The 11,352-nt window shown below is 67.9% G+C and carries 10 protein-coding genes; 8 read left to right on the forward strand and 2 right to left on the reverse strand.

Annotated features, from left to right (window positions below; all coding sequences use genetic code 11):
* Nucleotides 1–103 precede the first annotated feature (103 nt).
* Nucleotides 104–751, reverse strand: coding sequence for a TetR/AcrR family transcriptional regulator (locus tag KOE53_RS09870; RefSeq protein ID WP_188058341.1), 648 nt, complete (start codon nt 749–751; stop codon nt 104–106).
* Between the two features lie 96 nt (nt 752–847).
* On the opposite strand from KOE53_RS09870, the gene KOE53_RS09875 reads away from it, so the two are divergent.
* Genes KOE53_RS09875 through KOE53_RS09885 form a run of 3 tightly spaced genes read left to right on the forward strand, consistent with a single transcriptional unit; the run spans nt 848 to nt 4,128 of the window.
* On the forward strand, nt 848–1,345 hold the full coding sequence (locus tag KOE53_RS09875; RefSeq protein ID WP_188044523.1) for a MaoC/PaaZ C-terminal domain-containing protein: 498 nt from the start codon (nt 848–850) through the stop codon (nt 1,343–1,345).
* Entirely contained in the window at nt 1,345–2,901 is a 1,557-nt protein-coding gene (locus KOE53_RS09880) for a class I adenylate-forming enzyme family protein (RefSeq protein WP_188058342.1), read from the forward strand. The genes KOE53_RS09875 and KOE53_RS09880 overlap by 1 nt, the downstream gene beginning before the upstream one ends.
* Nucleotides 2,902–2,928: 27 nt before the next feature.
* Nucleotides 2,929–4,128, forward strand: coding sequence for an MFS transporter (locus KOE53_RS09885; protein ID WP_188058343.1), 1,200 nt, complete (start codon nt 2,929–2,931; stop codon nt 4,126–4,128).
* Nucleotides 4,129–4,339: 211 nt separating this feature from the next.
* Here KOE53_RS09885 and KOE53_RS09890 read toward each other — a convergent pair whose 3' ends face one another.
* Nucleotides 4,340–5,056, reverse strand: a complete 717-nt coding sequence (locus KOE53_RS09890) for a GntR family transcriptional regulator (RefSeq protein ID WP_188044526.1) — start codon at nt 5,054–5,056, stop codon at nt 4,340–4,342.
* A gap of 185 nt (nt 5,057–5,241) precedes the next feature.
* On the opposite strand from KOE53_RS09890, the gene mtnA reads away from it, so the two are divergent.
* Genes mtnA through mtnK form a run of 5 tightly spaced genes read left to right on the forward strand, consistent with a single transcriptional unit; the run spans nt 5,242 to nt 11,306 of the window.
* A complete protein-coding gene (mtnA, locus tag KOE53_RS09895; protein ID WP_188044527.1) occupies nt 5,242–6,282 on the forward strand; it encodes an S-methyl-5-thioribose-1-phosphate isomerase in 1,041 nt (346 codons plus the stop codon).
* A gap of 47 nt (nt 6,283–6,329) precedes the next feature.
* Complete coding sequence (locus KOE53_RS09900; protein WP_188044528.1) at nt 6,330–7,430, forward strand: substrate-binding domain-containing protein; 1,101 nt, start codon at nt 6,330–6,332, stop codon at nt 7,428–7,430.
* Between the two features lie 58 nt (nt 7,431–7,488).
* Complete coding sequence (locus KOE53_RS09905) at nt 7,489–9,009, forward strand: sugar ABC transporter ATP-binding protein (protein WP_188058344.1); 1,521 nt, start codon at nt 7,489–7,491, stop codon at nt 9,007–9,009.
* A gap of 1 nt (nt 9,010) precedes the next feature.
* Nucleotides 9,011–10,054 carry an ABC transporter permease gene (locus KOE53_RS09910; protein WP_188044530.1) on the forward strand — a complete coding sequence of 348 codons (1,044 nt, stop codon included), beginning with the start codon at nt 9,011–9,013 and terminating at the stop codon, nt 10,052–10,054.
* A 37-nt stretch (nt 10,055–10,091) separates the two neighbouring features.
* Nucleotides 10,092–11,306, forward strand: coding sequence for an S-methyl-5-thioribose kinase (gene mtnK / locus KOE53_RS09915; protein ID WP_188058345.1), 1,215 nt, complete (start codon nt 10,092–10,094; stop codon nt 11,304–11,306).
* Nucleotides 11,307–11,352: the final 46 nt, after the last annotated feature.

Here is an 11,352-nt window from a genome sequence, read left to right on the forward strand (position 1 = left end):
AGCAACACCAGCACTGCGGTGAATCCCCCACCCAAGACTCGCCGAACCGACATCGGTCTCCTGCTCTCGCGGGATGCACTCTACATTCAGCGTGGCCACTCCGTCACCCCTCCAGCCGCCTCGCCAGGTACGCCTCGACCATCGCGATGAGCTCGGCCTGCACCGAGGCCTCCTGCTCGGCGTCGTCGATCGTCAGATCGAGCAGGCTCGCGACCGTCGTGACCACGGTGAGCGCGATGTTTCGCGCCTCGACCTCGTCGAGCGTCGGCTGCACCGCCCGCAGGAAGCGCGAGATCGCCTGCGCGGTCCGGGCGTTCACCTCGTGGTCGAGGTCCCAAAGTTCCGCAGACGACTGGAGGGCCCGGCGGATCGCACGCGCGCCCGGCCGGCTCGTGCGCAGCTCGGCCATCGCCGAGATCGCGTGGCGCACGGGCTCGCGCCAGTTCGCGCCGTCCTCGAGCACCCGCAGGGCCGAGACTGCGGCGATCGACCGCTCCTCCTCGAGCTCGACCGCAAGCTCGCGCACGATCGTGAACTTGTTCGGGTAGTACCGATACACGGTCGCGATGTTGACGCCGGCGCGTTCCGCGATGAGCGCGGTGGTCAACCCGTCAAACCCCGACTCCTCGAGCAGCTCGCTCGTCGCGGCGAGCACCGATTCCACGGCACGCCGTCCGCGTTCCTGCCGCGGCACACGGCGCGGCGCGGTGACACTGGCACGCGCCGTCGCGTCAGGTGAATCTTCCTGCATGAGTTCACCATAGTGCCCAGTTTTCCGGCAGCTCTTGACGCGCCCCGGCACCACCCACACAATAAGGTAACTAATTACTTATCTTTTGGAGATCTGATGCCGCAGCGCCGCGCCATTGCCCTGACCGACCTGAGCGAGCACGTAGGCGAGGAGTTCTTCACCTCCGACTGGCTCGAGATCGACGCCGACCACCTCAGCCAATTCGCGTACGCGACCTACCTCGACCCGAGCGTCACCGACCTCACGGCGAGCCGCAATAACCCGCTCGGCTCCTCCCTCGTTGACGGCTTCCTGCTCACGAGCCTGCTCACGGCGTTCCACTTCAACCACAGCCCCGTCGCGGGCGAGGGCATCTACGGCTTCAACTACGGCATGGACCGCGTGCGCTACACCTCCCCCGTCTTTCTCGGCCAGCGCATCCGCTGCGTCGCGACGCTCGCAGAGGTCGAGCCGCGCCCCGACGGCACCGTGCTCGTGAAGACCGACAACGTCATCGAGATCGAGGGCGCCGAGAAGCCCGCGATGGTCGCCCGCTGGCTCTCGCTGTTCGCCACCCGGGAAGACGGCGCGAACGTCGCGGGCCCGGCCAGCTGATGACGCTCACGCTTCCCGAGCACCGTACCTTCGCCGACTACCTCGGCCACTACGCGCGAACGACCCCCGACGCCGACGCCGTCTGGCACGACGGCCGCGTGCGCTCGTACCGCGAACTCGATGCGGACGTGAACGCGATGGCCGCGTCGCTGACCGCCGCGGGCGTTCGCCCTGGAGATCGCGTCGCACAGCTCTCGGCTCCGCGCCCGGAGTTTCTCGTCGCGCTGCTCGCCGCGAATCGCATCGGCGCGGTCTGGGTGGGGCTGAACCCGCGCTATACGAGCCGCGAGCTCGCCCACGTGATCGGCAACGCGCGGCCCCGCGTCATCCTGTCGCCCGCCGCGATCGACGACCGCGATCTGGCGGCCGAGGTCGCGGCGCTCGCCGACGAGTTCGACGTGCCCGGGCGCTTCCTGGTGGGGCCTGGCTCCCCTTCGGCGAAGCTTCCCGCCCTGCCGGATCCGGTGCCGTTCACCCCGGCCGTAGTCGATCCCGACTCCCCCGCGACGATCGTCTATACGTCGGGCTCGAGCGGGGCACCGAAGGGCGCGGTGCTCACCCATCGCGGCCTCGTCTACGCCTCCCGCGTCGAGGCGAACATGCTCGGCATCGTCGCGCCTCGGGTGCCGTGCAACCTGCCCGTCAACCACGTCGCCTGCCTCGCCGACCTCACCGGGACCACGCTCATCGCGGGCGGCATGCTCGCCCTCTTCGAGACGTTCGACCCCGGCGAGATGCTGCAGCGCATCGAGGAGCTGCGCCTCACCAACCTCATGAACGTGCCGACGGTGCTGCAGTACATCACGCTGCACCCCGACTTCGCGACGCGCGACCTCTCGAGCCTCCAGTTCGTCGTCTGGGGCGGCGCGCCGCTGCCCGTCGACGTGATCCGGCTATTCCGCGCCCGCGGCGTCGGGCTCATGGCCGTGTACGGCATGACCGAGACCATTGCGTCAATCACGTTCACCGGGCACGGCGCGGGCGACGAGGTGCTCGCCGAGACCGTCGGGCACCCGGATCCTGCCATTCGCGTGCGCCTCGCAAACGCGCATGACGCGCCGGTTGAGCCGGGCGAACAGGGCGAGATTCAGCTGCAGCACGCGGGGCTCTTCACCGAGTACTTCGGCGACCCCGGGGCGACCGCGCGCGCCTTCACCGCCGACGGCTGGTTCAAGTCGGGCGACATCGGGGTGTTCCGCCCAGACGGCAACCTGCGCCTCGTCGGCCGGCTCTCGGACATGATCAAGTCGGGCGGGTACAACGTGTATCCGCGCGAGATTGAACTGTGCCTCGAGCGCCACCCCGCGATCGCGCTGTCGGCCGTGATCGGGCGGCCCGACGACACCTTCGGCGAGGTCGGCACGGCGTATGTCGTGGCCCACCCGGGGGCGCACGTCGACGGCGAGACGCTGCGGGCGTTCTGCCGCAAACACCTCGCCAACTATAAGGTTCCCAAGGAGTTTGTCATCGTCGACGAACTCCCCCTTCTTCCCGTCGGAAAGGTCGACAAACCCGCTCTTCGGCGCCGCGCTCGCGACGCCGCCCACGCCAGCTAGTCCGGCATCTCGGTTCAAAGGAGAACCATGACCACCGCACCATCGATTGATCTGAGTCACGTCACGGACGGCATGCGGCGCGCCCGCACCGCCCTGTTCGTCGTCTTCTTCGCGCAAGGGCTCGGCTTCGGCGCGCTCTTCGCCCGCCTTCCCACCATCAAGGATCGCTTCGACTTCAGCGACTCGACCCTCGCGCTGCTCACTCTCGCGTTGCCGCTGCTCGCCGGCGCCGCGACACTCATCACCGGCAGTGTGGTGCAGCGCGTGCACAGCGACATTGTGCTGCGCTGGGCGCTCATCGCCGAGCTCGTTGCGCTCGTCGCGATCGGCTTCGCCGACTCGCTCGTCGTCCTCATCCCCGCCTGGCTCGTGATGGGCATCGCGTTCGGCACCGTCGACGCGACCATGAACATGAAGGCGGTCGCGCTGCAAGAGCGATACCGCAAGAGCATCGTCGTCGGCTTCTACGCGATCTACAGCACCGCGGGCATCGTCGCGTCGCTCGCCGCCGCCGGCACCGCCGCCGCGGGCTGGCCACTCTGGGTGTTCTTCGCGCTCATCTTCCTGCTCGTCATGCCGTTCGTGCTGCGCTACGGCCCGGCGCTCGTGCACGCCCGGATCGGCGCGGCTCTCACCGACCAGGTCGAGCGCGGCGCCCTCAAGGTCCGCGTGCCGTGGCTGCCGGTCGTCGGCATCGGCATCGTGCTGACGTCCGCGTACTTCATCGAGTCGTCCGCGTCGAGTTGGGGCTCGGTCTACCTTCACGACACCCTGCTCGCGCCCGAGAGCATCGCCGCGCTCGCCTACGGCGGCTACAGCGCCGCGATGCTGATCGGCCGGCTCAGCGCCGACCGCCTGATCCGGAAGTTCGGCCCGACCCGCGTCATCCAGGTCTGCTCGATGATCGCGCTCGTCGGAATGGTGGCCGTGGTGTTCGCCCCGGTGCCCGCGGTGGCGCTCATCGGCTTCGCGCTCGCCGGCGGCGGCCTCTGCGTGATCGCGCCGCTCGCCTTCGCCGCGGCTGGCACGCTCGACACGAGCGGCGTCGCCGTCGCCCGCGCGAACACGTTCACCTACGTGGGGTTCCTCCTCGGCGCGGCTCTCATCGGCCCGATCGCCGACCTGAGCTCGATGCGGATCGCGTATGTGATCTCGGTCGTGCTCGCCGTCGTGATCCTGCTGTTCGCAAAGAACCTGGGGCGCCGACTGGAGGCGACGGTGGCGTAGCGCCGCCATTCTCACTCGTGAGTAGATCTGCAGCAGATATGACCGAAAAGCCCCTTTTCGTTCGATCTGCTGCAGATCTACTCTTTTGTGCGTGTGCTCTCGCAGGATCCGGGCCGGGGCGAGGCCCGGTCCGCCTCGGATCATCACCCTGCGGCAGGGCCACAGTTGTCATACATCTGAGGCGCCGTTGTCAGCTTCTTACGCCGAGCAGCTACGTCGTCCGCTGGATCGAGAAGACATAACGCCCCTCGAGGAAGTACGTGCGCGAGTACAGGAGCGCCCGGTCCGCGTGATCGAAGTGCACCTGATCGAGCAGGACGTACAGGGCGGACTGGCCGGGCGGGGTCTCCCACGCGATGTGGTCCGACTGCACGGCATGGATCTCGGCGACGGCATGGTGCGGGTGCATGCCACGGTCGACCCGGAGGTACTCGAACAGCGAGCCCCGCACCGATTCCGGGTCGCCGCCCTCAGGGAACACGCCGACCGGCATGAGGTCGTACGAAAAGGCGACCACCACGTTGTCGGCCAGGATCGTTCGGCGCAGCTCGAGCGCCAGCGTGTCCCCGGGAACCCCGAGTTTCTCGGCCTCGTCGGGCAGCAGCGGCCGAAGGTTCCTGGCCTTGAACACCATCCCCGGCTCTTTGCCGGTCGCGCGAATCGACTCGGAAATGGAGTCGAGGCGTTCGAGCCCCACGTGCACCGCAGGGCGTTCAACAACGAACGACCCCACTCCGTGCCGGGTGTTTACGAGACCGCCGACCTCAAGTTCGCGCAGCGCTGCCCGCACCGTCGGGCGAGAGACGCCGTAGAGCTCGGCGAGCGTCGCTTCGGTCGGGAGGCGATCGCCCGCACCGTACTCCCCCGAACGGATCGATGCCCGCACTCCGTCGCCCACCAGCGCTACCCGGGATCCTGGCTTTGCCACGTCTGATTCCTTCCGCAAGATTGCGCAACATTGCGCCCCATTTTCGTGGATTCCTTGACCCGCCCTAATGTACAGAGAACCCTACAACGTTTGACAAGGTTGTAAGACAACCAATAGCTTTTCCTCAACAGATCTTCTCGCGCTTCGCTGCGGGACGACAGCGACGTCGAAAGGATTCACCACGCATGGTGCGCGCAATTGAATGGGTCAACGCGGGAACCGAGTCTCACATCCGGTTGCTCGATCAGACGCTCCTCCCGAGCGAAGAGACCTACCTCGAGGTCGACTCAAGCGATGTGCTCATCGACGCGATCAACCGCCTCGCCGTGCGCGGTGCCCCGGCACTCGGCGCCGCGGGCGGGTACGGCGTGGCACTCGCGCTGCTCGAGGGATCACGCAAGGGCTGGAGCGCGGCCGAGACGACCGCGGCGATCGACGCGATCGCCCTCGCCCGTCCGACCGCGGTCAATCTCGCCTGGGGTGCGCGCCGAGTCGAGTCGGTCGCCGGCGGGGATTTCGACCGCGCCCTCGCCGAGGCGCACGCGATTGCCGTTGAGGACGAGGCGGCAAACCGCAAGCTCTCGTCGCTCGGCGCCGACTGGCTGCTCGCCCGCGTCGGGGACCGCCCCCTGCGCGCAGTGACCCACTGCAACACCGGCGCGCTCGCCACCACTGCGTGGGGCACGGCATACGGGATCCTGCATGAACTGCACAACCGAGGCAAGCTCGAGCTCGTCTATGTCGATGAGACGCGCCCCCTCCTGCAGGGCACGCGCCTGACCAGCTGGGAATTGAAGAACGACGGCATCAACCACGTCGTCGAGGTGGACGGCGCTGCGGCCTCGACCATCCTCCGCGGACTCGTCGACTTCGCCGTCATCGGCGCCGACCGCATTACCGCCAACGGTGACACAGCGAACAAGGTCGGCAGCGTCGCGCTCGCCCTCGCCTGCGCGCGCGCCGGAATCCCCTTCGTCGTCGCCGCGCCCTACTCAACCGTCGACGAGTCGACGCTCACGGGCGACGCCATCGAGATCGAAGAGCGCTCGGACGACGAGGTGCTCTCGTTCGCTGGCGTCCGCGCCGCCGCCGAGGGCGTTCGGGCGTTCAACCCCGCCTTCGACGTCACCCCCCATGATCTGATCTCTGCCATCGTGACCGAGCACGGAGTAGTCGAGGCCGATCGCGCGCCTCAGCCGCTCTACCCCGCCACGAGCAACGGCTAGATCACCGCAGGACCGAACACACCATGAAGATTGAAAGGAACGCAACGATGCGAATGATGAAAACAGCTGGTGCGCTCAGCGCCGCAGCCGTCCTGGCGCTCACCCTCGCGGGCTGCACGCAGGGCGACACCGCCGCCCCGAAGGCCGCGGGCGAGGGCGCGAGCGTCGCGGCAGCGACCGCCGACGCCCCCGCTCCGTTCGACACCGAGGGCACCAAGATTGCCATCGTGCAGCAGTCGGGCCAGGGCGACTACTTCCAGCAGTACCTGAACGGCACGCGCCAGCAGGCCGAGGCCATCGGCATCGACCTGCAGGTGTTCGACGCGCAGGGCGACAACGCCAAGCAGGCGTCGCAGCTTGACCAGGCGATCTCGTCCGGCGCCGAGGGCATCATTGTGCGCCACGGCCTCCCCGACACGCTCTGCGAGGGCGTCAACAAGGCCATCGACAAGGGCATCTTCGTCATCATCTACGACGTCGAGATCCAGGCCTGCGCGCCCGACGCCATCCAGACGCAGCAGTCCGATGCGCTCATGGCCTCGCTCGTGCTCGACCAGATGAAGGCCGACATCGGCGAGGGCGTCGACGTCGGCTACGTCAACTACGACGGCATCGCCCCGCTCGACCGCCGCGACGTCGTGTGGCAGGAAGCCCTCACCGCGAACGGCTGGAAGCAGCTGTTCAAGACGGGCAACTTCACCAACTCCTCCGCGACCGACACGGCCCCCATGGTGACCGCGTCGGTGCAGGCGAACCCGGGCGTCAAGGCGATCTACGCGCCGTACGACGAGTTCACCAAGGGCACGCTCACCGGCCTCGACCAGGTTCCCGGCACCGAGGACATCCTCGTCTACGGCGCCGACATCTCCAACGCCGACATCGAGCTCATGACCGCCGAGGGCAGCCGCTGGGTCGCCACCGGCGCGACCGACCCGAACGCCATCGGCGCAGCCGTCATGCGCACGCTCGCGCTGCACATGGCCGGCGAGCTCGACGTTGACACGGTCGACTTCCCGCCGATCCTGGTCACCCAGGACATGCTGCTCGAGAAGAAGATCAAGAACATGGATGACCTCCGCGCGGCCGAGCCGTCGCTGAACATCTCGGAAGTTTCGGCCGCGGACTGGATCCCGGTCGTCTCCTTCTAAACCGAACGGGGTGCCCGCGAGTGCGGGCACCCCGTCAAACCCCTCGAGGACTCAGCACATGGACCCCACAGGAACCACCCCGGCGCTCGCGCTCGTCGACCTCATGAAGAACTTCGGCCCCAACCGAGTACTGAAAGGGGTGGACCTGCAGCTCTTTCCGGGCAAGGTGACGGCGCTGCTCGGCGCGAATGGCGCCGGCAAGTCGACGCTCATCAAGGTGCTCGCGGGCGTGCACGACCAGACCGCTGGTCAGGTGCAGGTGGGCGGCAAGACAGTCGAGTACGACACCCCCATGGGGGCCGTTCGCCTCGGCATTCGCACCGTGCACCAGCGCATCGACGACGCGATCGTGCCCGGCCTCAGCGTCGCCGAGAACCTCCTGTTCGAAGAGATCGCGCTCGGCGAGACCGCCCGCATCGCCTCGCTGCGGAGCCTGCTGCCGCGGGCGCGGGAAATCGCCGCGACTCTCGACCTCGACTGGGACGACGCATTTCTGCGCCAGGACGTCTACGAGCTCGGCATCGCCGACTGCCAGATGCTCCTGCTGGCGCGCGCCCTGTCCACCACCCCCGAGGTGCTCATCTTGGACGAGCCCACCTCGACCCTCTCGCAGAGCGAGTCGGAGCGACTCTTCGCGATCGTGCGGAAGCTCCGCGATCGCGGCGTCGCGATCCTGTATGTCTCGCACCGGCTCAGCGAGATCAACTCGCTCGCAGATGAGCTCGCGGTGCTGCGCGACGGACGCATCGTCGACACGCAGACCCTCCCCTTCAACCTGGGCGCCGCAGTCACCGCGATGCTCGGCGAGGGCGTCTTGAGCGACGCCGCCCAGCTCGACGAGCTGCGCGGCACCGAGGCCGTGCTGCGCATCGAGGGCCACCAGATCTTCGAGTCCAGTCGCCCGATCGACCTCGAGATCCGCGGCGGTGAGGTCACCGGCGTGATCGGCCTCATCGGCGCAGGCAAGACCGAGCTCGCCGAGCGCATCTTTGGCGCCGGCAAAAACACGAGCGGCACCATGACGCTGCAGGGCGCCCCCTACGCGCCCACCTCCCCGAAAGCGGCGATCGCGCAGGGCGTGTACCTCGTTCCCGAGGACCGCGCCGCGCAAGGCATGCTGCCGGGCTGGTCGGTGGCACGCACGCTCTCGCTCCCCTTCCTCAGCGACGTTCTCAAGGGCCTGACCCTCAGCACCGCGAAGGAGAGCTCGCGCGCGCAGCACGCGATCGACCAGTTTGCGGTCGTCACGACCGGCCCCGAGCAGGCGGTCGACGCCCTCTCGGGCGGCAACCAGCAGAAGGTCATGGTCGCGCGCTGGATGCAGCGTTCCCCCAAGGTCCTCGTGCTCGACGAGCCGTTCCGCGGCGTCGACATCGGCGCGCGTCGCGTGATCTCCACGCGCGCCCGCGAGCAGGCGGCGAACGGCAGCGCGGTCGTCATGATTTGCAGCGACGTGGAAGAGATCCGCGAGATGGCGGACCGCATCATCGTCATGGTCGAGGGCACCATCACCCTCGACGCGCGCGCCCAAGAAATTACAAACGAACAGATCGTTCAGAGCATGACGGAGGTGGCCTAAAGTGGCCGATACATCAGCAATTCCCGCCCAGGTGCGGCTGAACACGCTGGATCGCGTACGAGACATTGTGGTCAAGTACGGGTTCCTCGCGGTCACCGTGGTCGCGTTCGCGTTCTTCGCGTTCACCGAGCCGGCCTTCGCCACGTCCAACTCGCTGTTCTCGATGCTGAAGTTCGCCTCGGTCACCGCGATTCTCGGCCTCGGCGTCATGTTCAGCATGATCGTGGGCGGCCTCGATCTCTCGATCGGCTCGATCGCGGGGCTGAGCGTGCAGCTCGCCGCCATGTCGATGGTGTTCTACAACCTGACCGCCGGCATGGCGATCACGTTCGTCCTCGTCGCGGGCCTCGCGGTCGGCCTCATCAACGCGTTCCTCATCGTCGTCTGCAAGATCCCCGATCTGCTCGCGACGCTGGGCATGATGTTCGTCATCCAGGGCGCGAAGATGATCCCCGTCTCGGGCCAGTCGGTGTCCTCCGGCATGACGATGCCCGACGGCACGGTCGCCCCCGGCAAGTTCGATCCTGCCTTCCTGCTGATTGACCGCGGGACCGTCGGCCCCGTGCCGATCCCGGTCATCATCATGCTCGTGCTCGTCACCGCGTGCTGGTTCATCCTCACCAAGACCTCGTGGGGCCGCATCCTCTACGCAATCGGCGCGAACCCCGAGGCCGCGCGCCTGTCGGGCATCCGCGTCGGCTTCCACCGCGGCGCCGCCTACGTCATGTCCTCGCTGTTCGCTTCGATCGCCGGCATCATTCTGGTGGCCCGGATCGGCCAGGGCGACGTCAACGCGGGCGCCTCGAGCCTGCTCGAGGCCGTCGCCGTCGCGCTCGTGGGCACCTCGGTGCTCGGGCTGAACAAGCCGAACGCGTGGGGCACGCTGCTCGGCGCGGTGCTCGTCGTTATCGTGCTCACCGGCATGACCATGATGGGCTTCGAGTACTTCTATCAGGACACCGCCAAGGGCCTCGTCGTGATCCTCGCCCTGCTGTTCTCGTTCACCCTGTCGCGCAAAAAGGTGAGATACACCCCCGCCACTTAAGCCCGCGCCCTCGGTCACTGTCCCTGAAAGGACGAGCATGTCTTACGATTACGAATTCCTCGACGCGAACAACATCGGCGATTACCTCCGCTCGCGCGACGAGACCCACTCGATCATTGACGCCGGCAGGATCACCGCGATCCGCGAAATCGGCGACGGCAACCTCAACCTCGTCTTCCATGTCGCGGACAGCGAGGGCGGCAGCATCATTTTGAAGCAATCGCTGCCGTACGTGCGGATGACAGGCGAGGGCTGGCCGATGACGCCCGAGCGCGCGACGCGCGAGGCCGTGTCAATGCAGACCCACCACGCGCTCGTGCCCGAGCTCGTCGCTGAGGTCATCTCGTACGACCCCGAGCGCTTCATCATCGTGATCGAGGACCTCTCGGACCACTCGGTGTGGCGCGACGCGCTGAACCGCGGCGAGCGGCACGACGGGGTGGCCGCCGAGCTCGGCCGCTATGTCGCGGCGGTCGCCGTCGGCACCTCGATGCTCGGGCTCGATCGCACCGAGGTCTCGCAGCGCATCGCCTCGACCCAGAACCCGGATCTCTGCGTCATCACCGAGGACCTCGTGTTCACGGAGCCCGTGTTCGACATTGGGCGCAACGAGGTGCTGCCCGAGAACGCCGACGACGCGCACGCGCTCGCGGCCGACCCGGTGTTCGCGCTGGCCATGGGCGAGGCGAAGTGGCGCTTCATGACCCAGGCCGAGGCGCTCATTCACGGCGATCTGCACACCGGTTCGGTCATGGTGCGCGGCGCCGACGGCGAGGCGGCCGACTCGGTCAAGGCGTTCGACTCGGAGTTCGCGTTCTACGGCCCGATCGCGTTCGACCTCGGCGCGCTGTTCGCGAACTACAGCTTCGCGGCCGCCCGCGCCAACGCGCTGGGCGATGCCGAGCGTGCCGCCTGGGCGCTCTCGCTCGTCTCCGAGACGTGGGTCGCGTTCGAGGCCGAGTTCCTGCGCCTCGCCGCCGGCTGGCACGAGACTCGCCTGTTCGGCGAGGCGTTCGCCCGCCGCCGCCTCGACCGCATCCGCCAGGAGGCGCTGCTGTTCGCGTCCGCCAAGATGGCCCGCCGCATCGTCGGCGCCGCGAAGGTGCGCGACATCGAGACGCTCGAGCCCGCGCTTCGCGCCCCGGCCGCGCGTGCGGTGCTGCTCGCCGCGCGCGACCTCGCAGGGGTGTGGGAGACGAACACCGACATCAACGAGTTCGTGGAGATCGTGGGGACGCGCGTCCTCGCGTAGGGCGCCTGCCAGCGCAGCCCCCGGGGTGCCGCCGATCGGATCGAAC

This window comes from Leucobacter sp. CX87, assembly GCF_018682295.1.
Classification (GTDB): domain Bacteria; phylum Actinomycetota; class Actinomycetes; order Actinomycetales; family Microbacteriaceae; genus Cx-87.